Genomic DNA, 23,516 nt, shown 5'->3' on the forward strand with positions numbered 1-23,516 from the left:
CCCCCCTACCTGACCATCATCGTCAAATTACCGGCTGCTATGATAACGGTAATACTTAAGAAGAACATTAGTGACACAACAGCCAATGCAGCAAAAACATAGATCACGCTTTTACTAATGATGTCAAGGCAGGTGATGATCGGTCCGCCCCCTAATGGCTGTAAAATGGCTGCTGCAAATTTATATATAAATGCAATCATAAGAATTTTGATTGCAGGGAAGGCAGCAATGAGAATTAATATGGCAACACCAGCAATACCAACAGTGTTTTTCAGCAAAATAGAGGCGCTGATGACTGTATCCGTTGCATCAGTGAACATTCTTCCAATAACCGGTATAAAGTTTCCAGTAATAAACTTTGCCGTCCTTATTGCCACTCCATCTGTAATCGCCGCTGAGGCGCCTTGAACGGAAATTACCCCTAGAAATACAGTTAAGAAAGCTCCAAGTAAAGCAATACTCCAATTTCTTAATAAATTGGCAAGCTGTGTTACTTTGTATTGATCGGACATGACACTGACAATACTGAGTAAGGCTGACAAGAACAATAAAGGCAGGACGATATACTGGATTAATATCCCGCTAATATTCATTAAAAATAGAATGACCGGGTGAAAGAATGCTGCTGACACGAGACCTCCAGAAGATGCGATTAACGCTAGCAGTAAAGGAATAAGCGCAAGTATAAAGGAAATCATCGTATCAATGGCCTCCTGTGTGTAGCTGATAGCTACATGGAAGCTGTTAAGGGCCAGAATAATCAAGACCATAAACACAATGGCATATGCCGCTTTGCTTACTGTGCTTTTCTCAAAGGAGTTTTGCAATGATTGCAGGAACATGCTGAAAATAGTGAGTAAAATTAAGGAGCTTAATAGTTTCCCATTCACGATAAATTCGTGAAAAATAAATTTCATGAATCCAGAAGCCCAATCTTTGAAGGAGAATTTTTTTTCTCCTTTTAAAAACTCATAAAGACTGCCTTTCTGACTTTCAGGTAAAAAACCGCCATATTCACTGCTAATTTTTTCCCAGAAGCTTTTTAATTCATCAATATTAAGTGAGTCAAGTTGCGCATTTACAATTGCTTGCGAATGAACCGCTTTACTTGCTTCTTCTGTTTGCGGAGAGGCTTGTACATTTGGGACTAGTAAAAAAAAGAATAGTAGATTGAGTAATATGATTTTCTGCAGCCGTTGCTCCATCCATTACACCTCATTTTAGAAAAATGCCGCACCGTCAGCACTGTAATATCATTTTTCACTTGTAATTAGCTAGGTATCATTTGAATGATCGTTTCAATCATCACGGTCAGGATCGGAATAGCCATCGCAAGAATAAGGATTTTCCCCCCAAGTTCAATTTTTGAAGCGATGGCTCCTTGACCTGCATCTTTTGTAATTTGTGCAGCAAATTCAGCAATATAGGCAATTCCGACAATTTTTAGGATTGTTTCAATATAAATCATGTTTACTTTGGCATTGATCGCGATTCTTTCAATCATGTGGATAATCGCATAAATTTGATCGACTAAAAATAGAAAAATCGCACATCCGACAAATACAATAAGCAAAAAAGCAAAGTTTGGTTTTTGTTCCTTTACAATCAGAGCTAGAAAGGTAGCGACTAATGCAACTCCGACTATTTGAATAATTTCAATGGGAATGACCTCCCTTAGCCTTGAAATAAAAACACCGATTTAATTTTTTGAAATAAATCATCTACAATGGAGGCAACCATAAATAATATGTAGATGAAACCAAACAAGGTCACCCACTGGGCATATTCTTTTTTTCCAACTTGATCAAGAATTGTATGAAGAAAGGCAACAACAATCCCCACTCCAGCAATTTTGAATATAATATCAACTTCTAGGCCCATCCTTTTCCCTCCTATGAAAATCAAGGATCATGCTACCACCCTTTTTATAACAAAGAATTTAATTAGAAGGCGTTTCCGCCATTTACATTAATAAAATGATTAGTAGTAACCCTGATAGAAACCCTAGACTTTTTACCATCTTTTCATATTTGGCTTGTTTGTCGTGAGCATCATTTTCTTCTCGCTCAAGATGTGTTAATGTCAGCATAATTTGCTTTTGTTGTGACCCGCGATCATGTCGGCCTAATGTCTCCCCAAACTGTTTCATTATTTCAAACTCACCTTGTTTTAGGGCTGTCGCTTTCCAAATTGCCTTTAAACTTTCTTCCCAAGCATCTTTAACCGTTGTTTCCGAATTCGTTAATTTTTTGGCAAATATATCAAAAAACGTTGATAGCGGTTTTGTTACTTGAACTGATAATCTTCTTGCCGCTTCATGGAGTGGGGTATGTCCATACATAATTTCAGCTTCTAATGACTGTAGTGCCGCTTTCAGCTGTCTTAGTTGGCGGGGTCTCTCACTCAAATGTCTAGCCGCTTCAAAACCCGCCCATGTTGTGGCAATTATGATAAAAACCGCACCAATCAATTTAATCATTTAAATCACTCTCGCTTCATGAAGGATCTCTTTTCCGTAACGGTCCTTAATGGCAGCTATAGACCCTGGCCCACTTTTGCGATTTAATTCAATAAACCGCTCGAAGATCCCCATTTCAAGCACCGGCTTTAATGTAGGTCTCTTTTGTATCTCTTCTAAGGAGTTTCCATGTGTCGTCATGATGAGCTTGATACCTGCATTCACCGCCTCCATGATCGCATCAGCATCCTCTTTCCTGCCGATTTCATCAACAATCAAGACGTCAGGGCTCATGGATCGAATCATCATCATCATGCCCTCTACTTTTGGACAGGCATCAAGAACGTCAAGCCGCGGCCCAAATGTCATTTGTGGGATCCCCTTCACACTGCCGGCAATTTCAGAGCGTTCATCAACAATTCCTACTTTACGAGCTGGAAAACGATTTTGCTTGTCACCGCCCGAGATAATTCTTGCGATATCACGGAGCAGTGTCGTTTTTCCGGTTTGCGGTGGTCCGATAATCATTGTGTGAAGCCATGATCCATTGTTATTTATAAACGTAGTTAACTGATCAGCTATACCAATTTGTTCTCTAGCAATCCGAATATTAAAAGATGAAATATCTCTTATCGCCTTCACTTTTCCATCTTCTAAAATGACCTTCCCTGCTAAGCCAACCCGATGTCCACCCTCAATCGTGACATACCCTCTCCGTAATTCTTCTTCAAGCGTATAGATTGAAAAATGACTGATCTTATTTAATAAATGCAATGCATCCTCTTGTTTAACAATATAGGACAAAAAATGCGGGTGTCCTTTTATCGCTAACTCTAGCGGTCTATTAATTCGTACACGAATTTCTTCTAATTCATTCATTTGAGGAGGTGGAATATGCATCATTTTTTCTGAGATATTTTTTGGCAAAAAAGCTAGAATCGGTTCCACTGAATGATTCCTCCTTATGGGACTAGCATCTTACTAATTAAAATGTATGCCTGCGTTGTGACATTATGACTTTGATTTATTGCGTTTTGCTTTATTTCAAATTTTTGAGTATTTATTGGCAGGTTCACAAAAAATATAGAAATAGACAAGAAGGAGGATTGAGAGAAATGAAAAAGATTAAAATTTACCTTTTTCTTATTATTTTTTTATTAGGGATCGGTTTTTTCTCAATGACATATGCAGAAGAAATTGAACATCGGCACACCGTAGGTAATGAATCGACCCCTAAAAATGTCATCGTTATGATTGGCGATGGGATGGGGGTTGGACAAATTGAACTAGCAAGGCAAATGGAATACGGGAAAGAGGGACGTCTCTTTCTTGAGTCCCTTCCATATGTTTCTTTTGTTCATACTTACTCAGCTGATCATGCTGTAACTGATTCAGCTGCCGGGGGAACCGCTTTAGCTATTGGAAAGAAGACGAATAATGGCATGATCGGCGTTACACCAGATGGACAAGAAGCGGATAGTATTCTTGATGTTTTTAAAAAGAATGGCAAAAAAACAGGCGTCATATCGACGAATACCGTAACAGATGCTACTCCAGCTGCATTTACGGCAAGTGTTAATAATCGTTGGACTGGCCAAAATGATATTGCCCGCCAGCAGCTAAAAAATAAAGTGGACGTCTTATTAGGTGGGGGCGCAGATTTCTTCCGTCCACACCACCAACACGGAAAGGATCTCATTAAAGAAGCGATGCATAATGGCTATACTTTCGTTTCAAATCGCAACGAGTTATTATCTGCAAAAGGCAAAAAACTTCTTGGCCTATTTCATCCTTCCTATATGAACTTTAAATTGGATCGTCATTTACTAAAAAGTCAGGAACCAAGTCTAAAAGAAATGACAGAAAAAGCGATAGAGTTTTTAGCGGAAGATGAAAAAGGATTTTTTTTAATGGCTGAAGGCGCGCGGATTGATCATGCTGCACATGCTGCAGATTTAACAAGTATATGGAAGGAAGTCATCGAGTTTGATCATGCCGTAAAATATGCGGTTGAATGGGCAAAAAAAGATGGAAATACACTAGTTATCGTCGTTGCCGATCATGAAACAATGGGCATTTCCGCGACAGAGCCCTTAAATATCGCTGGTCTTAAAGAGGTAAAGGCGACCCCTTCATTCATGGTGAGTAAATTTAAAAAAATGCCAGAATCGTCAATGTTTGAACCCAAAAGTGTGAAAGCAATCGTTAAACAATATACAAATATTGATCTAACTGATAAGGAAATTAAGCGATTTAATGAAAGAGTAATGAATGTTCAAGAGGTTGTCTATAAGGAGCATCATGCTGCTTGGGAATTAGGCAGCTTGATTGCTAAGCATCATTATGCAGGAATCGTCGACAAAAGAATTCGCTCGATTAGCTCTACAGGAGGCCATACCGCCAATCCGATTCCATTGTTTGCGTTTGGAAAGGGAGCAAATACATTTCATGGAGTACTAGATAATACAGATGTTCCTAAAAAGATTGCAGAATTAATGGGGTATGATTTTTAATACGAATGTTCTATTTCAGCTTCTCGTATATATTTTACAAAGCCAATATACAGGAAGTGGGGAAGATGAATGTATTTTCAACAGCAAGATTTCCGAAGCCCAAAAGCGTCGATTAGGTCAAATATTATCCGGGTTTCTGGCATTGGAAAAGTGTTTGTGCAGCCAAATCAAGCTGAGATCACATTAGGTATCTCCACGGAAGACTCTCAATTAGAGAAAGCTCAGAGAGAGATCGCAGAAGCAATCGAAAAAATTAAAAACGGAATAAATTCAATAGGGATATCTGATGATCAAATTCGAACAATAAATTATTCTATTTATCCACAATATGATTATATTGATGGGAAGCAAACATTCAGAGGGTATAAAGCTGAGCATACACTGCTCATAACAATTAGGGACTTGGAAAGAGCAGGACTAGTCGTCGATACAGCTGTAAAAAATGGGGCCAATATTGTTACAGGGATTCATTTCTCTGTCGAACACCCAAGCCAATATGAACAGCAAGCATTATCTTATGCGGTCATCGATTCTTTCCAGAAAGCTGAAGCGATTGCGAAAACTCTAGGCGTTCGCTTAAATCATACGCCAATTGCCGTGAATGAAATAAACCCTCAGCGCGGGGAACCCATTCCACTTCACACGACAGCATTCGTAAAAAGCGAAGCCACCACTTCTATTCAGCCAGGAGTGATGGAGATTCGCAGTCAAATTTCAGCAGAATATCACTTTTTTTAATTAAAAAATAGTAAAAAAGCAATAACCAGTTGGTCATTGCTTTTTTGTCGCATGTACAGCCGCCTTTGCCGCCGATTTATATGGAGTTTCATACCTGCTCCTACAGGTGGGTGTCCGCAATTACCTGCACAAACGTCCTTTCAGAGAAGGCTTGTTGTTTTAGTAATGGTATTGAACTCCCTAATCAAAAATAAAGGTTGAAACTTCATATCCAAGCGTACAACGCAGCATTTGTATCCTTAATATTATACGAAATGATTACATTTCTCAAGAGGAAAATATTCACATTTTTAAAAAAGGTTAATACAAATGGCTCTGAAGCGAGATCACTTCAGAACCTTTTGCTATTATGCACGAGATACGTAAGAACCTTCATCTGTGTTGATAATTAATTTATCCCCTTCATTCACGAAGAATGGCACTTGAACGATTAGTCCTGTCTCAACCTTCGCCGGCTTCGAGCCACCAGAAGCGGTATCACCTTTAATACCTGGTTCTGTCTCAACTACTTCTAATTCAACTGTATTAGGTAGCTCAACGCCAAGTGTTTCATGATTATACATCATAATATGAACTTCCATGTTTTCTTTAAGGAATTTTAATTCATGCTCGATAGAAGTCGCTGGTAGCTCAATTTGTTCATATGACTCATTATCCATAAATACATGCTGGTCCCCATTAGCATAAAGGTATTGCATTTTACGATTATCAATTTGTGCTTTTGCTACTTTTTCTCCAGCACGGAATGTTTTTTCCTGAACATTCCCACTGCGAAGATTACGCAGTTTTGAACGTACGAATGCTGCCCCTTTTCCTGGCTTAACATGTTGGAAGTCCATTACCCGCCAAATGCCATTATCTACTTCAATTGTTAAACCTGTACGAAAATCATTTACAGAAATCATCAAAAAATCCTCCTATGTTCTGTCCTACTTGTTTTCTTAAAGAATGATTAGTTCCTTTGTTGAGTGAGTCAGCGATTGATTATGATCTTTTGTAATGACCGTGTCATCCTCAATTCGAACTCCGCCAAGACCAGGTATGTAAATGCCTGGCTCAACCGTTACAACCATTCCAGTTTCAAGAATTACATCAGATTTATAAGAAAGGGACGGTCCTTCATGAACTTCAAGGCCAATTCCATGACCAGTTGAGTGGCCGAAATATTCTCCGTAACCTTTTTCAGTGATGTAGTCGCGTGTCAGAGCATCTGCTTCTTTACAGCTCAATCCAGGCTTAAGACCATTCATCCCGCGTAATTGTGCTTCTAGAACTATATCATAAATTTCTTTCAGCTTCTCGTCAGGTTCTCCCACTGCAAGAGTACGAGTGATATCAGATATGTACCCGTTATAATAAGCACCATAATCTAAAGTAACAAAGTCGCCTTTCTCAATTACTTTGTCACTTGCTCTTCCATGGGGAAGTGCTGAGCGGTAGCCAGAAGCAACGATAATATCAAAAGATGATGAAGCCGCACCAGCTTTTCGCATAAAGAACTCTAATTCATTTGACACATCAAGTTCAGTGATTCCAGGTCGAATGAAAGTAAGTATATGTGTAAATGCTGCATCTGCAATCTCAGCGGCTGACTTTAATATCTTAAGCTCTGCATCACTCTTAATCAAGCGTAATTTTTCAATTTCACTAGATACAGGAACCATTTCGCCCTGAACAGCTTCTTCATACGCTTTAAAGCTTGAATAAGTTAGATGGTCTTGTTCAAATCCAAGCTTCTTGATACCTAGTTTTTTTGCCTGCTCTGCTACTTCATTAGGGATAGAGCCTGTATGTTTTACAATTTCATATCCTTGGCATTCTGCACTAGCTTGCTCAATATAACGGAAATCAGTAATAAACTGGGCACTTTCTCCGCTGATTAAGACAACTCCAGCTGATCCAGTGAAATTTGTCATATAACGGCGGTTAAATTCACTTGTTATCAGCATGCCATCAATGTCTAAACGCCCAAAAGCAGTGCGAAGCTTTTGTAATTTTTCCATGTTTCTCTCTCCCTTTTTCATCTAAATATATGCAGGATCTCACAAGGTCACCTGAATTTCCAAAAAGTCAAACAACAAGAACATTCTATCATAAATGAAATTCTAATAAAAATAGTTTCCTTACGTGTAGATTTAAGATTTAGCGTCATTTGCCCGCTTTTCTCTGTATTGAATTTCCCCTTCCTCATAAGAAATTGAGTATCCGACAAATACACCATATAACACATATAAACATATAGATGTAATAAGTGTATCTCTACTTAGCTCTTTAATGGGACTAATCCCTGGAAAAATTGGATTTAAAACAAAAAACACTATACAGAAAAGACCAATTCCATAGAGTATTCCAACCCAAATACTAGGAAACCTCCGTAATAATGCATAATAAATAAGAGCCACTACGATGGAAACAGCTCCTATAAGCAAAATAGCAATAAACGTACCAGGCCCGCTATTTTTCCAATTTCCAGCAGCCCATGGTTCCAAAATTACATTCGGATGTATTTCAGTTAAATTAATGAGATGTGCTAAATAACCAAGGAGGCTCCAAAATAATCCCCCAATTAGTCCCGTTACAATAACCATTGATACAAACGACATCGGCTTTTCATCTTGTTGCTGATCTTTATGCTTTTCTTCCGACATTAAATCCACCTCCACTCATATTATGTCCTTATGCATTTATTCCCTTGCATATAAAAATTTTTTACCTCCTTTTTTCAATGTCTCTTTTCAAAATAAATTTATTTTTGCAAAGTGTCGTCATTCCTAGAGGTTTTTTTGAGTTTTTAGTAGAATAAGGATAGGTACATACAGCTTTGGTGGATTTATACTTTGAAAAGGCTGATTTCCCAGATAACCAGTTTTTCGGAATCAGTGAAGTGATTAAAATACACCCATGTTTATAGCTGTTACATTCCGAGTTTATATGAGGTTGGTGCAAATAGAGATGTCAAAAATTCAAAAGCCTGTATATGGGGGGCAAGCGGTTGTGGAAGGTGTTATGTTCGGCGGAAAGCATCATTATGTGACAGCTGTACGCCGAAAGGATAGCACCATAGAATATTTTGAGCTGCCGCGTAAATCACATCCATCATTACAGTTATTAAAAAAAATTCCCTTTATTCGCGGGATCATTGCCATTATTGAAGCCAGCGCAAACGGCTCTAAGCATTTAAATTTTTCAACGGAAAGATATGACTTGGATCCTAGCGAAGATGAAAAATTGAATGAACAAGAAGGCTCTAAATTAACGATGTGGCTCGGCATTGCTGCTGTTGGTGTCATTTCCTTCCTATTCGGCAAATTTATTTTTACACTTATCCCTGTTTTTTTGGCTGCCTTAATGAAGCCAATTTTCCCTGGACATATTGCCCAAATATTAATTGAAGGCTTTTTTAAACTGCTATTATTGCTCGGTTATATTTATTTCGTCTCGCTAACTCCTATAATAAAAAGAGTGTTCCAATATCACGGGGCAGAGCATAAAGTGATTAACGCGTTCGAAAACGGGAAAGAGTTAACAGTGGAAAATGTTCAAGCCCAATCACGGCTTCATTACCGCTGCGGCAGCAGCTTCATCCTATTCACCGTAATCATTGGTGTATTTGTATATTTACTCGTACCTACTGAACCATTATATGTACGTGTTTTAAATCGCCTTGCACTTATTCCTGTTGTGCTAGGCATATCCTTCGAAGTTCTGCAATTAACAAATAAGGTAAGAAATGTTCCTGTGCTAAAGTTTTTAGGCTTTCCTGGTTTATGGCTGCAGCTGCTAACAACAAAGGAGCCGAAGGACGACCAAGTGGAAGTGGCGATTTTATCTTTTGAAAAATTATTGGCTAAAGAAAAAGAAACTGAAGAAAACCTAAAAACAGAAGAAATCGTTTAATATTTTTCACTATAAGTTTAAAAGATTGGAAAAATGCTCATCATGCTCATAGGGAGGTGGCTTTCTTGAAAAATCGGATTTCACTATTTGTTATTTCTGGTCTCATCCTACTTGCTGTTTTAGGAGTGTCCAGCAGTATGATTTCAAATCCCGCCGGTTTTTTGCGGAGCATAGCTGTCATTTTACTCGTTGGTGCTGTAGTTTACTTCATCTTTCAACGTTTTAATAGCGCTGGCCCTAGAAAACAAGAGCAACGAGCATTTATTCGTGCAGCCAAAAAATCCAAAAGGCGTTTTGTTCATAATGATGCCGGAAAAAATAATAGCCGGAAGGCAAACCTTAAATCTCTTACTTCCATTAATAAGCCGAGAAAAAAATCCTCGTCTTCACACTTAACTGTCATCGATGGAAAAAAAGGCAAAAAGAAAGACCGAGCTTCGCTTTAAATAGCTCGGTCTTTTTGTTTCCTTAATTTAATAGCTCCATTTTGAGAAGAATTTCTTCGTACAATCTCTACCTAAATTAACGATTTCCTCTTTTTTCTCAGGAGTTAATTGAAATTCAGTCGTAAGTAGTCCTTCAGTTGGGATGAAAATAATGTTGTGGGCATGCCTTTTAGAGATATAACGAGAATCATGAGCTTCCTTCATTGTTTCAAATAAGGCTCCAAACATTTGAATCGCATTATTAATTTTATTTGGCGGACGATCAGAAATATGCGAACTGAGCTGCACGCCCAAAACCGGACGTTCCTTCTGGATATTATCTTTATCAAATAGCCACATCGGAAAATTACTTAATACGCCGCCATCAACAACAATACTCGTATTTCGCTTTGTATAAAGTTTAACAGGTTCAAAAAAATATGGCATGCTACAGCTCATACGTATTGCTTTGGCAACAGGAAAGGATGTCGGATCGATCCCATATTTTACGAGGTCGTCTGGGAGAACAATTAATTGATCGTTTGTTAAATCTGAAGCGATGACACGTAAAGCCTGTGGCTGTAAATCTGAAAATTTCCTTACTCCCCTCGCCGCTAACTTTTCAGCAAGCCATTTTTCTAATGCATCACCTTTATACAACCCTAGTCGCCAATATAACAAAATCCATTTCATTACAGAAAAGGGAAAAATAGTATTTCGTGGATCAAGTAATTGCTTGAGCTCTAATTCGTCCATAATTTGATAAATTTCTTTACTTGAGTAATTCGCCGCAATCAAGGCAGCGATAATAGATCCAGCGCTTGTACCGGCAACTCGCTTAAAACGGAACCCTCGCTTTTCGAGTTCTTCATACGCTCCGATAAGCGCAAAGCCTTTAATACCTCCCCCGGAAAAAACACCATCAATATCCATGGCAGCACCCCTATTGATGTATTAATACATCTTTAATCAGGGAAATTAAAAATTAGTACGGGACAAGGCTATATTTTTTAAAAATTATAATTTTAGTTCCAAAAAAGAAAAAGAAGACAAGGTGAATCCTCATCTTCTTTTCCACTAACTTATCATTATAAGCCGCATTTTAATTGGGCATTACAGTTCGTACAAGTATTGCATCCGCCGATTTCCTCAACGCTTCCTTTTCGGCAGACTGGGCATGTGTTGCCAACTTCTGATCCGATTACATTTGTTGAACGGAGATCATTAATTGTGTCAACAAGCACGACATGCTGTTTTGTTTTCTCTTTTTTGCCAAAGTTTGTTTCTTCAAAGCTGTTTTCTTCTGCTTTTAAGGTTAAAACTTGTGAATCTCGGGAGCCGTCCACATAAACAGTTCCGCCTTTTGCACCACCGCGATAGAGGCGCTCATACACTTTTTCAACTTGTTCTACGCTGTAGCCTTTCGGCGCATTGACCGTTTTACTAATTGAGCTGTCGATCCAGCGCTGGATAATGCATTGCACATCAGCATGCGCTTCAGGTGATAAATCCATTGCTGCAATAAACCAATCCGGAAGATTATTTGGATCTGCTTCTGGATTTTTATCTAAATACTCTTGAACGATATCAGCCTTTACTTCAATGAATTTGCCTAGACGACCGCTTCTAAAGTAGGAGAATGAGAAGTAAGGCTCAAGTCCGGTCGATACCCCGACCATGGTTCCTGTGGATCCAGTCGGAGCAACGGTTAGCAAATGCGAATTACGAATACCATTTTCAAGAATAGCTTCACGGATATCCTCTGGCATTTTCTGCATGAAGCCTGTTTCTGTAAAGGCTTTTCGCAGTCTGTTTGTTTCTTCAACTGTTTCTGCAGTTAAGAATGGGAAGCTACCCTTTTCTTTCGCAAGCTCTACCGAAGCACGATAAGCTGTTGTAGCAATTGTTTCGAATACTTTATCGACAAGCTCATTGCCTTTTTCAGAGCCATATTCAGTTTCGCAGTAGATTAATAAGTCGTGAAGACCCATTACCCCAAGGCCCACACGGCGTTCGCCAAGAGCTTGCTTTTTATTTTCTTCAAGGAAGTACGGAGTAGCATTAATGACATTATCCTGCATTCTAACTCCTACTTCGACTGTTCGCTTTAACTTGTCAAAGTTAACCGTTTTATTCTCTTTATCTGCCATTTCAGCTAAGTTGACAGCAGCTAAATTACAAACACTATATGGTGCAAGAGGTTGCTCCCCACATGGGTTTGTTGCTACTACCTTTTGACCATATGCTTTTGCATTCGTCATGTCATTGGCATTGTCAATAAAGAATATACCTGGCTCTGCTGAGTAAGTAGCGCAAATGTTGATTAAATTCCAAAGCTCTTTCGCTTTGATTTTGCGATAAACACGCACTTTATGTCCAAGCTTCTCCCATTCGCGAACATCTCCAACTTTATGCCATTCCTCATTATAAATGTGCATCTCTTCTTTATCATAGGCTTCTACATCTGGGAAGCGCAGCTCATATTCAGCATCATTTTCAGCTGCATCCATAAATTCTTTTGTTAAGCATACAGAAATGTTTGCGCCTGTAAGGAATTCAGAATTATGAACAGAGTATGTGCCGCCCACTTCAAGCTTATCTTCCGCATCAAGAATAATCTTTTCACTAAAGCCACCGTAGCCAGGAATGTTTTTATAGTTAATAATTCCTTGGTACATCGCTATTTCTTGTTCAGTGAAAGGAGTAAATTTCAGTTTTTCTTTCGCATATTTCTTAATCATTTCATCATTTGTCGTTTCAAGAAGGAAACGTAATATTCTAGGATTTTGCATTTTTGAAATGATGAATTCAATAATGTCAGGATGCCAGTCCGCCAGCATAATCATTTGTGCGCCCCGTCTGGAACCTCCTTGCTCGACAAGATGTGTCAGCTTCGCAATATCATCCAGCCAGGATACAGATCCTGATGATTTGCCGTTAACACCTTTTGCCAATGTGTTGCGCGGTCTTAAGGTTGAACCGTTCGTTCCGACTCCGCCGCCGCGGCTCATGATTTCCATGACTTGCTTACGGTGCTCGGAAATACCTTCACGTGAGTCAGCAACAAATGGCATTACGTAACAGTTAAAATACGTTACATCCGTATCAGCACCAGCTCCGTAAAGAACGCGTCCCGCTGGAATGAAGTTTAAGCTAGAAAGCTCTTGATAAAACTTCTCGAACCAAACTTGCCTTTTCTCTGTTTCTTCAACTGCTGCTAAGCCAGTTGCGTTACGTTTCGCAATTTGCTCATAAAATAGCTCTAATGGTTTTTCAATCACATCTAGAGATCTCTTAATGATGCCCGTTTTTGCTTCTTCTGGATCATCAAGCACTCCTCTGTAATCTTCTTCGACTAGAACGGATGCTGCTTTGTTTTCCCAATCCATTTCTAAAATGTAACCAAGCCCTCGGGCAGGGAATTTAGGATCTTCTTTGATGGTAAGTACGACAAAGTCCCCATTAGTTAATGTAATTTTTTCCGTATCCTTAAATGTGTACCTATCAAGCATAACTAAACGGGAAACCCCTTTGTGGGTCATTTTCATATCAGAGGTGATAGGGTGAACTTGAGGAAATAATCGGATGTCTTCGTTTAAACGATCAATATTAACACTCATCTTTTGTCCTAATGCTACAGACATTTTCACAACTCCTTCAAAAGAAAGTATTCAATTTTTAATCATTTAATAGACTATTAATAACCATTAACCTCTATTAAATGTTTTGTAATATCAACGTTATCACACCAAATTACCAAAATCAATATATAGTAATTAAAGTTTTTTAAAACCACTACATATTGTGTTTCACTCACGGATTTTCTTTTTTGTCAAAATCAAAAAAAACTATAATGCGGAGAAAATAATAGATAAACACAGGATTAAGACAGATTTAGACAAATTTTAATATAATTTGCGACTTGCACAATCATGAAACACAGTTTGATTTATTTTCCATTTCGTCCCACAAAAAAATGAGGATGACTTTATTAAGTCATCCTCATTTTTTATCGTTTTCTTTCGGAATATAGGCAAATATTTCTCCCGTCTCAAAACTGTCGACTAAGCGATTCAGCCATTTATAATAGCTAAGTGCATCCTTCATTTTCTCCATATCAACGACAGCAGCCTTTCGAACTTCCTCTTCTGTTTCTTCACTGTTTACTATATCTTGCAGCTCTTTAATTGATTTTGTCATTGCTCCGACATTCATTGATATTCCAGCTCGCCATTTAATTGTAAAAAAATCAACAAAGGTTTGGTACCAGTCTTCTTCTGCTTGATACAAATCCTTCCTTATTCCCTTTTTCCAGATCTTTTCGACCATTTTAAGCTCTAGTAAAGTGCGTACAGAAGTACTCATGCTCGTCTTACTCATCCCAAGCTCTTCTTTCATTTCATCAAGAGTCATTGGCTGATCGTGAAAATACAGCATTCCATACAATCTGCCGACAGAATCAGTGACACCATACAAGTTCATATTCATCGCAATCGTTTCAATCACTCGTTCACGAACATGCTCAAGCTGTTCTTTTCCATTCATGTAAACAGTTCACTTCCATAAATGTAAATTTGTTATTATTGTCCCCATAATTAGCGACCAATTATTAGAGTAACATTTTTTTTTTGAAAGTAAAGCAGCTTTTAAATAAGGAAATGGAAGGAAACGAAAGCATTTCTAAGTAAACGGTAAGTACAGTACGTTCAGTTTTTACTGTATAAACTTTACGGATAATTATGGAGCAATATCGGCTTTGCTCTTTAGTTTTGAAAACCTATACAATTAAAAGGTCTTTCTGTTCGGCGTGAAAATAAACGAGGTGACTTATTTTGAATGATGAAAACGCAAAATTAAGCGTAAAAAATGTAACAAAAATTTTCGGAAGGAATACGAAAAAAGCTTTACAGCTTCTTCAAGAAGGAAACAGCAAAAGCGAAATTCTTAAAAAAACCGGTTCAACAATTGGTGTGAATCAAGCATCTTTTAATGTTTGTGCTGGAGAAATCTTCGTTATAATGGGTCTATCGGGAAGTGGTAAATCCACATTAGTCCGTACTCTTAACCGACTTATAGACCCATCTGAAGGCGAAGTATTGATAGACGGAAAAGATATCACAAAAATGAAAAAAGATGAGTTAAGAGAAGTTCGACGAAAAAAAATTAGTATGGTTTTCCAAAAGTTTGCGCTCCTCCCTCATCGAACAGTCCTTGAAAATACGGAATATGGGTTAGAAATTCAAGGTGTGAATAAGGAAGAAAGAAAACAAAAGGCCTTAAATGCTCTCAAGCTCGTCGATTTAGAAGGATATGAGAATCAATTTCCTGACCAGCTAAGCGGAGGAATGCAGCAGCGAGTAGGGTTAGCGAGAGCGCTTGCAAACAATCCTGATATTTTATTAATGGATGAAGCCTTCAGTGCACTTGATCCATTAATAAGGAAAGATATGCAAGATGAATTATTAGAGCTTCAAACAAAGATGGAAAAAACAATTGTCTTTATCACTCATGATTTGGATGAAGCCCTTAGAATTGGTGATCGTATCGCTTTAATGAAGGATGGGGAAATTGTTCAAATTGGTACTCCAGAAGAAATTTTAATGAATCCTTCAAACAAGTATGTAGAACGCTTTGTCGAAGATGTGGATTTATCGAAAGTCTTAACGGCAAGCCATGTCATGAAAAGAGCTGAAACCGTACAAATCGACAAAGGCCCGCGTGTTGCTTTACAGATGATGAGAGAACTCGGAATTTCAAGCATTTATGCAGTAGATAAGAAAAAATCCCTGCTGGGGGTTATTCATGCCGCAGATGCAAAAATGGCTGCAGATCGAGGTCTTTCCTTAGAAAATATACTAGATTCGAAGGTTCAAAAAGTGAACGGGGATACATTTTTATCCAACCTATTTGACAAAGTTTCCACCGCAACGATTCCTGTTGCCGTTGTAGATGAAAATGATCGCCTTCTAGGCATTCTTGTTAGAGGGGCTGTTATTGGTGCTTTGGCAGGAAATAACGACGTAATAAATGATTTTGAAGCGGCAAAAAAAGAAGCCGCAGTAGGTAAAACAGATAAAGGGATGGTGATCAAATGGAAGGCTTAATACCAAAACTTCCGATTGCAATATGGGTCGATCACTTTGTTGATTGGCTAACAATCACTTTTGAAGCAGCTTTCGATGGGATAACTAATGGACTTGAAGGGGTTGTCGAAGGGCTAGTTTCTGTTTTAAATATTATTCCATTCTATATTTTTATTATTCTATTAGGTTTATTAGCTTGGAAATTGGTATCAAAAGGAATGGCACTATTTACTGTTATCGGTCTGTTCTTAATAAACAATTTAGGCTATTGGGAACAAATGCTTGAAACACTCGCTTTAGTTTTAACAGCTGTCATCCTCTCAGTTCTCATCGGTGTGCCTGCGGGCATATGGGCATCTCAAAATAAAAAGGCGAAACAGGTTATCACCCCTATTTTGGATTTCATGCAAACAATGCCAGCTTTTGTCTATTTAATTCCAGCTATCTTTTTCTTTAATATTGGTGTCGTGCCTGGTGTTGTTGCATCTGTCATTTTCGCTATGCCTCCAACCATTAGACTGACGATACTTGGAATACAACAAGTTCCCGCAGATATTATCGAAGCAACTGAAAGCTTCGGATCGACAACTAGTCAAAGGCTTTTAAAAGTGCAGCTTCCTCTTGCTATGCCTACGATCATGGCTGGGATTAACCAAAGTATCATGCTTGCACTGTCCATGGTTGTAATAGCGTCTATGGTAGGGGCACCTGGACTTGGGGCTGACGTCTATCGTGCGGTTACACAAATTCAAATTGGTAAAGGTTTTGAGGCAGGTCTAGCGATCGTGGTTATCGCTATTATCCTTGACCGGATTACCCAAAATATAGGAATTAAAAAACAAGGGGGAAATATGTAATGAAGAAAAAATGGATGTCTACACTAATGATTCCAGTCCTTGCATTAGGACTGGCTGCTTGTAGCTCGGACAAAGCGGGTAGTAACGAAGATAAAACAGAAAAAGGAAATCAATCTGTAGGTGAAAGCGTTGATTACAAGATCATCGGGATTGATCCAGGTGCAGGAATAATGAAAGCGACAGAAGCCGCTGTTAAAGAATATGAGTTAAATGATTGGGATGTCGTCGAAGGGTCAGGTGCCGCGATGACTGCTACATTAAAAAAAGCCTATGCCAAGAAAGAGCCAATCATTATCACTGGCTGGACGCCACATTGGAAATTCTCTAAATTTGATTTAAAATATTTAGAAGATCCTAAAGGGGTATACGGTGGAGAAGAGAATATTAATACAATTGCCCGCTTAGGGCTTGCTGAAGATCACCCATCAGCCTACAAGTTTCTTAATCAATTCCATTGGACTGCTGATGAAATGGCAGATGTTATGGTAAAAATAACAGATGGCGAAGATCCAGAAAAGGCTGCTAAAGCCTGGGTTGAGGCAAATGCTGACAAAGTAGCCAAATGGACGGAAGGCGTAGAAAAAGCTAATGGGGAGAAAATAACACTTGGCTATGTTGCTTGGGATAGTGAAATTGCTAGTACAAATGTAATCGCGACTGTGTTATCTGACCTTGGATATAAAGTTACACTTCGCCAGATTGAAGCTGGCCCACTATGGGCTGGTGTTGCTGATGGAAGCCTTGACGCAAGTGTCGCTGCATGGCTGCCTGTCACACATGCTGATTATTATGAAAAATTCGATGGTAAATTCGAAGATTTAGGTCCAAATATGGAAGGGACAAAAATTGGGCTAGTAGTGCCATCTTATATGGAGATTGACTCTATAGAAGACTTAAAAAAATAATAAAGAAAAGACAATGTCTCATTGGCATTGTCTTTTCTTTATTAGCAAGCCGAGCCTAATTTATCTTTTAAAATTCCACTCGTCTTGTTCATATCGTTCTTTAGCAATTTTATTAACGTAATCCAATTCAGCTGGAGTGAGCTCTTGTGGCTCAAGTTCAATATTAAGCCCTTCCGCAAACCCTTTACGAAATGCCTCTTTTGCTTGGTCAAGCGTAATTCTTTCCTTACTGATTTCATTGATGGCGACAGCTTTATTTTTAAAAGCCTTTTGCATCCTTTCCTTTACCCGCTCACTTGGGTATTTAAATAAGCTAAAGAGCTTATCTTCTTCAATGTCGAGTAAAATAGAGCCGTGCTGAAGAATGACCCCTTTTTGTCTTGTTTGGGCACTTCCTGCAACTTTTCTTCCCTCCACAACAAGCTCATACCAGCTCGGTGCATCAAAGCATACAGCGGAACGCGGGTTTTTCAGCGACTCTTTTTCCTCATTTGTTCTAGGAACAGCGAAATAGGCATCCATTCCTAAATGGTGAAAGCCTTTTAATATTCCTTCGGAAATAACCCGATACGCTTCAGTCACCGATTTCGGCATTTCTGGATGCTCTTCGGAGACGATGACACTATATGTCAGTTCATGATCATGAAGTACTCCCCTACCTCCTGTTGGCCTTCGAACAAATCCTAAACCATATTGTTTAACCGCTTCCATATTAATCTCTCTATCAACCTTTTGAAAATAGCCAATTGATAGCGTTGCCGGATTCCAGCCATAAAATCGAATAGTTGGAGGGATCTTTCCCTCACTATGCCAATCAAGTAACGCTTCATCTAGCGCCATATTAAAAGTAGGAGACTGTAACCCCGTATCAATAAAACGCCAAGTTTCTTTTCCCATTTTATAAAACCCCATTTACATTTGTTAATCTTATGCGATTTCAAGTCTATCAAAAAATTGCAAAAAAACAAAGCTAGATGATTTTTATTAGGGAATTTGTCTGATTTCCTTTACTCGTCTCATAGTACGCTTATATAATAGAAGAGGCAAGCTTTAGTGCGAAAGGAGAAAGACAATTTGGAAACACTTTATTTCCTTTTAATCATGTTAGGCGGATTCATTACTTATTCCATCATAACTTGGTTGTATCAGAAGAGGATTGTCAAAACGTTGAAGGAGGAGCAATTCAAAGAAGGATACAGGAAGGCCCAATTGATCGATGTCCGTGAACCAAATGAATTTGAAAACGGGCATATTCTTGGCGCTCGTAATATTCCTCTTTCACAAATGAAAACGAGAATAAAGGAATTGCGTCCAGACAAGCCGGTATACTTATATTGCCAAAGCGGATTGAGAAGTGGCAGAGCTGCTCAATTTCTATCCCGTAAAGGCTATAAAGACCTTTCCCATCTTCAAGGCGGTTTTAAAAAGTGGGAAGGCAAAATTAAAACTAAATAATACGAAATGCTCCTGCAATGGAGTTTAACTGTACAAAAATACCTCTGCTAATTCTGCAGAGGTATTTTTTATTCATATTAGAGGTTGTTCAAAAAGTCCGGGAAAAATAGCTGTCGAATTTCGGCGTCAGCTTGCTTCTCCGCTCCTCACGTATTAAAAACATACGTTCCGGTACTCGAAGACTTCGCTTCCTTGAACTTCTCGGCTTTTTTTGTCCTCCTTTTTGAACACTCACTATTATTGTTTTTGATAACGAAGAATTGGCTTACGGGCAGCCATTGTTTCGTCTAAACGGCCAATAACTGTACTATGAGGTGCTTCTTGTACGATTTCTGGATTCTCTTCTGCCTCTTTCGCAATTTGAATCATTGCGTCACAGAATGCATCAAGAGTTTCCTTTGATTCTGTTTCAGTTGGTTCAATCATAATACATTCTTCCACGTTAAGCGGGAAGTAAATAGTCGGTGGATGATACCCGAAGTCTAGTAGACGCTTCGCAATATCAAGCGTACGTACGCCGAGTTTCTTTTGACGCTTTCCGCTTAATACGAACTCATGCTTGCAATGCTTATCAAATGGAAGATCATATGAACTTTGCAGTCTTCTCATCATATAGTTCGCATTTAATACTGCATATTCAGTTACTGCTTTTAATCCGTCTGGACCCATTGAACGAATATACGTATAAGCACGAACATTGATTCCGAAGTTTCCGTAATAAGGCTTCACACGGCCAATGGACTGTGGACGGTCATAATCTAAAACATACTGATCGCCTTGCTTCACTAAAACTGGCTTTGGCAAATATGGAATCAAGTCTGATTTTACACCAACAGGACCTGAACCAGGACCGCCCCCGCCGTGCGGGCCAGTGAATGTTTTATGCAGATTCAAGTGAACTAAGTCAAATCCCATATCCCCAGGACGAGCTTTAGACATAACGGCATTTAAGTTTGCTCCATCATAGTAAAGCTTTCCGCCTGCGCCATGGACAATTTCTGCCATTTCTAAAATATTTTCTTCAAATAATCCTAGAGTGTTAGGGTTTGTCAGCATTAGAGCAGCTGTGTCTTCCCCAACAACACGTCTTAGATCTTCTAAATCTACTAAACCATTTTCATCTGACTTTACAGTAATTGTTTCAAAACCAGCAACTGTCGCAGAAGCAGGGTTTGTACCATGTGCAGAGTCAGGTACAATTACTTTCGTACGTTTAAAGTCACCATTTGCTTCATGGAAAGCACGGACCATCATTAATGCAGTCCATTCTCCATGAGCACCTGCAGCAGGCTGAAGAGTAACTTGATCCATACCCGTAATTTCGATTAAATGCTCTTGAAGGTCATACATCAACTCTAAAGCACCTTGGACAGAGCTCTCGTCCTGAAGCGGATGCAAATGAGCAAAGCCAGCATAACGTGCCACATTTTCATTGATTTTCGGATTGTATTTCATTGTACAAGAACCAAGAGGGTAAAAGCCGGAATCCACCCCATGGTTACGAGTAGAAAGAGCCGTATAATGGCGCATAATATCTAACTCTGATACTTCTGGAAGCTCTGCTAATTCTTCTCTTAGAAAGCCCTCTGGAATCAGTTCATTAATATCAGCTTCCGGAACATCCATTTCCGGGAGACTATAACCGATGCGGCCAGGGTTGCTTAATTCAAAAATGAGTGCTTGATCATCCTTATGCATGGTACTCCCCCATTTCTTTAACAAAAGTATCAATTTCTTCTTTCGTTCTTAATTCTGTAACTGCCACTAGCATATGATTCGCTAAGTCAGAATAATCACGGCCTAAATCGTATCCACCAATGATGCCTTTTTCAAGAAGCTTTTGATTCACTTCTTTAACAGGTGTATTTAACTTAATGACAAATTCATTGAAAGATGGACCTTCGAAGACAACCTCAAAGCCATTCTCTTTAAATGCCTTCTTAGCATAGTTAGCTTTTTGGATATTGGCTAGAGCCATTTCCTGAACACCTTTTTTACCTAATGCTGTCATTGCTACTGATGCAGCAAGAGCATTTAAGGCTTGGTTTGAACAAATATTAGAAGTCGCTTTTTCACGACGGATATGTTGTTCACGTGCTTGCAGTGTTAATACAAAGCCGCGGCGTCCTTCTTCATCAACTGTTTGTCCAACAAGACGTCCTGGCACTTTTCTCATTAATTTATTCGTCACAGCAAAATATCCGCAGTGTGGGCCGCCAAATGCTGTCGGAATTCCGAAAGGTTGTGCATCTCCTGCAACAATATCTGCACCGAATTTTCCGGGAGGTGTTAATGCACCAAGTGCAAGCGGATTGCTTGATACGACAAATAATGATTTTTGTGCATGAATAATTTCTTCAAGCTCTTTCATTGGCTCGAGTTGGCCAAAGAAGTTTGGATATTGCACAATTACAGCAGCAACCTCATCATTGATCATATCTTTTAATGCATCAATATCCGTTACGCCATCTTTATGCGGTACTTCAACGACCTCGATATATTGGCCTTTCGCATACATTTTTACTACTTCTTTTGATTCAGGATGAACTGCGCTTGAAACTAACACTTTTTTACGGCGAGTTTGGGCAGCACTTAATGTTGCAGCTTCCGCAAGAGCAGTTCCACCATCATACATAGAAGAGTTCGCAACATCCATACCTGTAATTTCACAAATCATTGTTTGGAATTCAAAGATTGCTTGCAGCTCTCCTTGAGAAATTTCTGGCTGGTACGGTGTATAAGCCGTATAGAATTCAGAACGGGATAAAACATGATCTACAATTACAGGCATATAGTGATCATAAACCCCAGCACCTATAAAAGAAGTATTACTCTTTAAATCAGCATTTTTTTGGGACATTAACAATAGTTCTTTCATTAATGCTGTTTCAGTCGCTGCTGGCTTAATTTTATATTCACCTTTAAATCTAACGTTTTCAGGAATATCACTAAATAATTCGTCAATTGAGTTTACACCGATTGTAGCGAGCATTTCTTTCTTGTCTGTCTCAGTCATCGGTAAATAGCGATGTTTCATCATTATGTCTCCTCTCCTATTTTTTCTCTTTTTTATAGAAAGGCGTCGCTGCCACAACTGCTTTAAGGCGCTTTCCGCGAATCTCTACTTCAACTTCTGTTCCAACAGCTGTATGCTCTGTTTTTAGAAGAGCTAAGCCAATATTTTTCTTTAAGGTTGGAGACTGAGTACCAGTTGTTACTTCCCCAATCTTCTCTTCGCCTATATAAACTGGATAGCCATGGCGTGGAATCCCACGATCAATCATTTCAATTCCAGCTATTTTTCTAGCTAGACCTTCTTCTTTTTGTTTTGCTAAAACTTCTTTTCCATTAAAATCAGCTTCTTTATTCACTTTCACTGCAAAACCGATTCCTGCTTCAAGTGGTGAGATGTCCGGTGAAATTTCTTGCCCATAAAGAACAAGGTTTGCTTCAAAGCGCAATGTATCACGAGCGCCTAATCCACAAGGAATAACTCCTTCTTCTTTACCAGCTTCTAAAATATCCTTCCAAATAGCGACAACATCATTTGCATCGCAATAAATCTCGAAGCCGTCTTCTCCCGTGTAGCCTGTTCTAGAAACAAGCGCTTTTTTGCCGTTTAAATCAACTTGATCTTGAAATTTAAAGAAACCAATGTCTGTTAAACTAGTCTCTTTTGCTAGCTTTTGCAGGACAGACTCTGCTATTGGACCTTGAATAGCAACCTGTGCCGTTTTGTCAGATAGATTTTCAATCGTCACATCTCCTTCAAGATGGTCAGTGAGCCATTGATAGTCTTTTTCAATATTAGAAGCATTTACAACTAGTAAATAATGATCATCTGCAAATTTATAGACAAGTAAATCATCAACAGTTCCGCCATTTTCATAACACATGGCTGTATACTGGGCACCTAAAGTTTTTAGTTTTGAGATGTCATTTGTCATCATTTTTTGAAGATAGGAAAGGCTATCTGGACCCTTCACTTCAATTTCACCCATATGGGATACGTCAAACAACCCAGCTTTTGTACGAACTGCCTCATGCTCCTCTTTAATGCTTGAGAACTGAACAGGCAGATCCCAGCCGCCAAAGTCAATTGTCTTCGCACCATCGTCTTTGTAAACATCGAATAATGGTGTACGTTTTAACTGTGACATTCACTTGTCCCCCTTTTATCTTTTT

23 protein-coding genes and 1 other RNA gene are annotated in these 23,516 nt (G+C 38.8%); 8 read left to right on the top strand and 16 right to left on the bottom strand.

Translation table 11 applies throughout. The features are described from left to right. Positions 1-5: 5 nt before the first annotated feature. From spoIIIAE to spoIIIAA, 5 genes are all read right to left on the bottom strand, one after another. Complete coding sequence (spoIIIAE, locus tag F7731_RS02620) at positions 6-1,205, bottom strand: stage III sporulation protein AE (RefSeq protein WP_151533215.1); 1,200 nt, start codon at positions 1,203-1,205, stop codon at positions 6-8. A 65-nt stretch (positions 1,206-1,270) separates the two neighbouring features. Further along, a complete protein-coding gene (spoIIIAD, locus tag F7731_RS02625; protein ID WP_151533216.1) occupies positions 1,271-1,666 on the bottom strand; it encodes a stage III sporulation protein AD in 396 nt (131 codons plus the stop codon). Positions 1,667-1,674: 8 nt separating this feature from the next. Further along, positions 1,675-1,881, bottom strand: coding sequence for a stage III sporulation protein AC (spoIIIAC, locus tag F7731_RS02630; RefSeq protein WP_009794945.1), 207 nt, complete (start codon positions 1,879-1,881; stop codon positions 1,675-1,677). A gap of 82 nt (positions 1,882-1,963) precedes the next feature. Further along, positions 1,964-2,479 (bottom strand): stage III sporulation protein SpoIIIAB, encoded by a 516-nt coding sequence (gene spoIIIAB, locus F7731_RS02635; protein ID WP_151533217.1) that lies wholly within the window; start codon positions 2,477-2,479, stop codon positions 1,964-1,966. Continuing rightward, the gene (gene spoIIIAA / locus F7731_RS02640) at positions 2,480-3,406 is read right to left on the bottom strand and encodes a stage III sporulation protein AA (protein WP_151533218.1); all 927 of its coding nucleotides are present in this window, start codon (positions 3,404-3,406) and stop codon (positions 2,480-2,482) included. A 167-nt stretch (positions 3,407-3,573) separates the two neighbouring features. Here spoIIIAA and F7731_RS02645 point away from each other — a divergent pair, with 167 nt between their 5' ends. Together F7731_RS02645 and F7731_RS02650 are read left to right on the top strand one after the other, a co-directional pair. Then, positions 3,574-4,971: an alkaline phosphatase gene (locus F7731_RS02645; protein WP_151533219.1), complete on the top strand. Its 1,398-nt coding sequence runs from the start codon at positions 3,574-3,576 to the stop codon at positions 4,969-4,971. A 69-nt stretch (positions 4,972-5,040) separates the two neighbouring features. Further along, positions 5,041-5,709, top strand: a complete 669-nt coding sequence (locus tag F7731_RS02650) for an SIMPL domain-containing protein (RefSeq protein WP_151533220.1) — start codon at positions 5,041-5,043, stop codon at positions 5,707-5,709. 52 nt (positions 5,710-5,761) lie between these two features. Here the strand turns inward: F7731_RS02650 and ssrS are convergent. The 4 genes from ssrS to F7731_RS02670 form a co-directional block, all read right to left on the bottom strand. Then, a non-coding RNA gene (gene ssrS, locus F7731_RS02655) (6S RNA) lies at positions 5,762-5,943 on the bottom strand. A gap of 113 nt (positions 5,944-6,056) precedes the next feature. Next, the gene (efp, locus tag F7731_RS02660) at positions 6,057-6,614 is read right to left on the bottom strand and encodes an elongation factor P (protein ID WP_151533221.1); all 558 of its coding nucleotides are present in this window, start codon (positions 6,612-6,614) and stop codon (positions 6,057-6,059) included. 36 nt (positions 6,615-6,650) lie between these two features. Beyond that, positions 6,651-7,712, bottom strand: a complete 1,062-nt coding sequence (locus F7731_RS02665) for a M24 family metallopeptidase (RefSeq protein WP_151533222.1) — start codon at positions 7,710-7,712, stop codon at positions 6,651-6,653. A gap of 132 nt (positions 7,713-7,844) precedes the next feature. After that, a complete protein-coding gene (locus F7731_RS02670; RefSeq protein WP_151533223.1) occupies positions 7,845-8,357 on the bottom strand; it encodes a YqhR family membrane protein in 513 nt (170 codons plus the stop codon). Positions 8,358-8,661: 304 nt separating this feature from the next. Here F7731_RS02670 and F7731_RS02675 point away from each other — a divergent pair, with 304 nt between their 5' ends. Together F7731_RS02675 and F7731_RS02680 are read left to right on the top strand one after the other, a co-directional pair. Then, positions 8,662-9,606, top strand: a complete 945-nt coding sequence (locus tag F7731_RS02675) for a DUF1385 domain-containing protein (protein ID WP_151533224.1) — start codon at positions 8,662-8,664, stop codon at positions 9,604-9,606. Between the two features lie 56 nt (positions 9,607-9,662). Further along, positions 9,663-10,052 (top strand): SA1362 family protein, encoded by a 390-nt coding sequence (locus F7731_RS02680; protein WP_246197118.1) that lies wholly within the window; start codon positions 9,663-9,665, stop codon positions 10,050-10,052. Between the two features lie 27 nt (positions 10,053-10,079). Here F7731_RS02680 and F7731_RS02685 read toward each other — a convergent pair whose 3' ends face one another. The 3 genes from F7731_RS02685 to F7731_RS02695 all read right to left on the bottom strand — a co-directional run bounded on the left by F7731_RS02685 (position 10,080) and on the right by F7731_RS02695 (position 14,576). Next, positions 10,080-10,964 (bottom strand): patatin-like phospholipase family protein, encoded by an 885-nt coding sequence (locus tag F7731_RS02685; RefSeq protein ID WP_151533226.1) that lies wholly within the window; start codon positions 10,962-10,964, stop codon positions 10,080-10,082. 155 nt (positions 10,965-11,119) lie between these two features. Continuing rightward, positions 11,120-13,675 carry a vitamin B12-dependent ribonucleotide reductase gene (locus F7731_RS02690; RefSeq protein WP_151533227.1) on the bottom strand — a complete coding sequence of 852 codons (2,556 nt, stop codon included), beginning with the start codon at positions 13,673-13,675 and terminating at the stop codon, positions 11,120-11,122. Positions 13,676-14,033: 358 nt separating this feature from the next. After that, positions 14,034-14,576 carry a GbsR/MarR family transcriptional regulator gene (locus F7731_RS02695; protein WP_151533228.1) on the bottom strand — a complete coding sequence of 181 codons (543 nt, stop codon included), beginning with the start codon at positions 14,574-14,576 and terminating at the stop codon, positions 14,034-14,036. 284 nt (positions 14,577-14,860) lie between these two features. Between F7731_RS02695 and proV the strand changes: the two genes are divergently transcribed. From proV to F7731_RS02710, 3 genes are read left to right on the top strand one after another with little or no spacing between them, the layout of a single operon-like run. Further along, on the top strand, positions 14,861-16,135 hold the full coding sequence (gene proV, locus F7731_RS02700) for a glycine betaine/L-proline ABC transporter ATP-binding protein ProV (RefSeq protein ID WP_151533229.1): 1,275 nt from the start codon (positions 14,861-14,863) through the stop codon (positions 16,133-16,135). Further along, positions 16,123-16,971: an ABC transporter permease gene (locus F7731_RS02705; protein WP_151533230.1), complete on the top strand. Its 849-nt coding sequence runs from the start codon at positions 16,123-16,125 to the stop codon at positions 16,969-16,971. Before proV ends, F7731_RS02705 begins: the two co-directional genes overlap by 13 nt. Beyond that, entirely contained in the window at positions 16,971-17,876 is a 906-nt protein-coding gene (locus F7731_RS02710) for a glycine betaine ABC transporter substrate-binding protein (RefSeq protein ID WP_151533231.1), read from the top strand. The genes F7731_RS02705 and F7731_RS02710 overlap by 1 nt, the downstream gene beginning before the upstream one ends. A 60-nt stretch (positions 17,877-17,936) precedes the next feature. On the opposite strand, the gene F7731_RS02715 is transcribed toward F7731_RS02710, so the two are convergent. Further along, positions 17,937-18,773, bottom strand: a complete 837-nt coding sequence (locus F7731_RS02715) for a lipoate--protein ligase family protein (RefSeq protein WP_151533232.1) — start codon at positions 18,771-18,773, stop codon at positions 17,937-17,939. Positions 18,774-18,950: 177 nt separating this feature from the next. Between F7731_RS02715 and F7731_RS02720 the strand changes: the two genes are divergently transcribed. Then, positions 18,951-19,331, top strand: coding sequence for a rhodanese-like domain-containing protein (locus F7731_RS02720; RefSeq protein ID WP_151533233.1), 381 nt, complete (start codon positions 18,951-18,953; stop codon positions 19,329-19,331). Between the two features lie 237 nt (positions 19,332-19,568). On the opposite strand, the gene gcvPB is transcribed toward F7731_RS02720, so the two are convergent. The 3 genes from gcvPB to gcvT are packed head-to-tail and all read right to left on the bottom strand — an operon-like array spanning position 19,569 to position 23,491. After that, positions 19,569-21,029 (bottom strand): aminomethyl-transferring glycine dehydrogenase subunit GcvPB, encoded by a 1,461-nt coding sequence (gcvPB, locus tag F7731_RS02725; RefSeq protein WP_151533234.1) that lies wholly within the window; start codon positions 21,027-21,029, stop codon positions 19,569-19,571. Next, positions 21,022-22,368: an aminomethyl-transferring glycine dehydrogenase subunit GcvPA gene (gene gcvPA, locus F7731_RS02730; protein ID WP_151533712.1), complete on the bottom strand. Its 1,347-nt coding sequence runs from the start codon at positions 22,366-22,368 to the stop codon at positions 21,022-21,024. The genes gcvPB and gcvPA overlap by 8 nt, the downstream gene beginning before the upstream one ends. A gap of 16 nt (positions 22,369-22,384) precedes the next feature. After that, positions 22,385-23,491, bottom strand: a complete 1,107-nt coding sequence (gene gcvT / locus F7731_RS02735) for a glycine cleavage system aminomethyltransferase GcvT (protein WP_151533235.1) — start codon at positions 23,489-23,491, stop codon at positions 22,385-22,387. Positions 23,492-23,516 lie beyond the last annotated feature (25 nt).

Source organism: Cytobacillus depressus (assembly GCF_008923245.1).
Lineage (GTDB): Bacteria > Bacillota > Bacilli > Bacillales > Cytobacillaceae > Cytobacillus > Cytobacillus depressus.

What these genes read in the sequence shown, in the direction of transcription:
- efp (WP_151533221.1), bottom strand. Translation starts at nt 6,614, where the DNA reads ATGATTTCTGTAAATGATTTTCGTACAGGTTTAACAATTGAAGTAGAT.
- F7731_RS02675 (WP_151533224.1), top strand. Translation starts at nt 8,662, where the DNA reads ATGTCAAAAATTCAAAAGCCTGTATATGGGGGGCAAGCGGTTGTGGAA.
- F7731_RS02650 (WP_151533220.1), top strand. Translation starts at nt 5,041, where the DNA reads ATGTATTTTCAACAGCAAGATTTCCGAAGCCCAAAAGCGTCGATTAGG.
- gcvPB (WP_151533234.1), bottom strand. Translation starts at nt 21,029, where the DNA reads ATGCATAAGGATGATCAAGCACTCATTTTTGAATTAAGCAACCCTGGC.
- F7731_RS02710 (WP_151533231.1), top strand. Translation starts at nt 16,971, where the DNA reads ATGAAGAAAAAATGGATGTCTACACTAATGATTCCAGTCCTTGCATTA.
- F7731_RS02715 (WP_151533232.1), bottom strand. Translation starts at nt 18,773, where the DNA reads ATGGGAAAAGAAACTTGGCGTTTTATTGATACGGGGTTACAGTCTCCT.
- F7731_RS02695 (WP_151533228.1), bottom strand. Translation starts at nt 14,576, where the DNA reads ATGAATGGAAAAGAACAGCTTGAGCATGTTCGTGAACGAGTGATTGAA.
- spoIIIAC (WP_009794945.1), bottom strand. Translation starts at nt 1,881, where the DNA reads ATGGGCCTAGAAGTTGATATTATATTCAAAATTGCTGGAGTGGGGATT.
- F7731_RS02665 (WP_151533222.1), bottom strand. Translation starts at nt 7,712, where the DNA reads ATGGAAAAATTACAAAAGCTTCGCACTGCTTTTGGGCGTTTAGACATT.
- F7731_RS02670 (WP_151533223.1), bottom strand. Translation starts at nt 8,357, where the DNA reads ATGTCGGAAGAAAAGCATAAAGATCAGCAACAAGATGAAAAGCCGATG.
- F7731_RS02690 (WP_151533227.1), bottom strand. Translation starts at nt 13,675, where the DNA reads ATGTCTGTAGCATTAGGACAAAAGATGAGTGTTAATATTGATCGTTTA.
- spoIIIAB (WP_151533217.1), bottom strand. Translation starts at nt 2,479, where the DNA reads ATGATTAAATTGATTGGTGCGGTTTTTATCATAATTGCCACAACATGG.
- gcvPA (WP_151533712.1), bottom strand. Translation starts at nt 22,368, where the DNA reads ATGAAACATCGCTATTTACCGATGACTGAGACAGACAAGAAAGAAATG.
- gcvT (WP_151533235.1), bottom strand. Translation starts at nt 23,491, where the DNA reads ATGTCACAGTTAAAACGTACACCATTATTCGATGTTTACAAAGACGAT.
- F7731_RS02645 (WP_151533219.1), top strand. Translation starts at nt 3,574, where the DNA reads ATGAAAAAGATTAAAATTTACCTTTTTCTTATTATTTTTTTATTAGGG.
- F7731_RS02685 (WP_151533226.1), bottom strand. Translation starts at nt 10,964, where the DNA reads ATGGATATTGATGGTGTTTTTTCCGGGGGAGGTATTAAAGGCTTTGCG.
- spoIIIAE (WP_151533215.1), bottom strand. Translation starts at nt 1,205, where the DNA reads ATGGAGCAACGGCTGCAGAAAATCATATTACTCAATCTACTATTCTTT.
- F7731_RS02705 (WP_151533230.1), top strand. Translation starts at nt 16,123, where the DNA reads ATGGAAGGCTTAATACCAAAACTTCCGATTGCAATATGGGTCGATCAC.